Annotated in this window: 2 protein-coding genes; one reads left to right on the top strand and one right to left on the bottom strand. The window is 62.4% G+C overall.

The features are described from left to right. A partial coding sequence (locus ABYB95_RS23330; protein WP_372662702.1) for a LysR family transcriptional regulator occupies window positions 1-716 on the bottom strand: 716 nt, incomplete at its 3' end. 212 nt (window positions 717-928) lie between these two features. Between ABYB95_RS23330 and ABYB95_RS23325 the strand changes: the two genes are divergently transcribed. Next, window positions 929-1,300, top strand: coding sequence for a DUF4148 domain-containing protein (locus ABYB95_RS23325; protein WP_372662699.1), 372 nt, complete (start codon window positions 929-931; stop codon window positions 1,298-1,300). Window positions 1,301-1,532 lie beyond the last annotated feature (232 nt).

Raw genomic sequence — 1,532 nt, 5'->3', positions numbered from 1 at the left:
GCGGCGGTGATGCCCGCGCCGTCCAGCGCGGCGCGCATCAGCGTGGTGCCGTGGTTGGCCCAGAGCACGGTGTTCACCTCCACTTCCGACGAGGCCAGCGGATCTTCGCTGTGCTTCAAACGCAAGATGCTGGGGCGCAAGCTCGCTTGTTTCATGCGCAGGCAGTCGTGGTCTTGCAAGTCCTCGGGCACCAAGGGCGTGCCCTTGCGCTTCAGGTAGTCGGGCGAAGCCACCAGGATCACGTTGGCCGTGATGATCTTGCGTGCGATGACTTCGCCGTCAAAGTCGTCTTCCGCGACGAACAGGGTGATGTCGTGCTCTTCAATCGGCGGTTCCTGGTAGTACTCGACCACGATGTCGAGCACGATCTTGGGGTACAGCTGCCGAAAGCCCGCCACCAGCGGTGCCAGCACCTGGGTGGCCAGCACCGGCTGCACCAGCACATGCAGCACTCCGGCCAGCTCCTGCGTCTGGGCGCTCGCGAGATCGTGTGCCTCGTCGATGTCCTGCAAGATGCTGCGCACCCGGCTCAGGTAGGCCTCGCCCGCATCGCTCAGCGACAGGCGGCGGGTGGTCCGGTGCAGCAAACGCGCGCCCAGATGCTCCTCCAGATCGGCCACCAACCGGGTGACCACCGCAGGCGACATGTCCAGCGCCCGCGCGGCTGCGGCAAAGCCGCCCTCGTCAATGACCCGCTGAAAAACGCGCATAGACATCAAACGATCCATAGGTCCGCTCCGGTGTGATTCAAGCCCTCATTGTTTCTCATTTCACAACAGTTCATTGTCTTTCAGGCTATTTTTCTTCTCGAACAGAAACTTTAAAGTTCACCCATCGACGAGACGTAGCTCGAAACGCCCCATCGATACCGAGCAGACGCTGGAGTCAGCGACCGCTCGGGATCATCAACTTTGAAAGGATACCGATCATGAAAACCGCATACACCGCCACCCTCGTTCTCGCACTCGCCGCTCTGACCACCGGTCAGGCCATGGCCGAGACCGACGTATTTGCCTCCGGCAAGTTCGTCGACTCCGAAACCGGTCTGATGAACCTGAGCCCCGTGGCCAACACCGGCACGCAAAAAACCCGGGCCGAAGTGCAAGCCGAACTGGCCGCCTACCGCGTGGCCAAAGCCGACCGCTTTTACGACTCGGAAACCGGCATGCTGAACCTGCGCGCTCCGCGCACCCCCAGCCAAGTCACCCGCGCCGAAGTGAAAGCCGAGTTGGCCGCGTACCGGAACGCCAACAAAGACACGTTCTACGCCGCCAAAACCGGCGCGGTGCGCGCCAACTGAGTCGGCTCGGTGGGCCCATCCGGAGCATCCGGATGGGCCAAGCGCCACGAAAAAAAAGGGACTTCGGTCCCTTTTTTTGTGGCTGGTCCACCCCTGCGCCCGGCGCAGCGGGCTGGTCAATTCCCCGGGCCCGCAAAACCTAGGAGCCTGCGCGGCAGAAGGCGTCGAAAGCGAAAATCGCCCCCAGCGAGGACAGTTTTTGCCGGATTTGCAGCCCCATAGCCCGGCTATG

This window comes from Hydrogenophaga sp. (assembly GCF_041633695.1).
Lineage (GTDB): Bacteria > Pseudomonadota > Gammaproteobacteria > Burkholderiales > Burkholderiaceae_C > Hydrogenophaga.
This window is presented reverse-complemented; position numbering and strand designations above follow the sequence as displayed.

Excerpts from the sequence above, each read along its gene's own strand:
- ABYB95_RS23325 (WP_372662699.1), top strand. The coding sequence starts at position 929 with ATGAAAACCGCATACACCGCCACCCTCGTTCTCGCACTCGCCGCTCTG.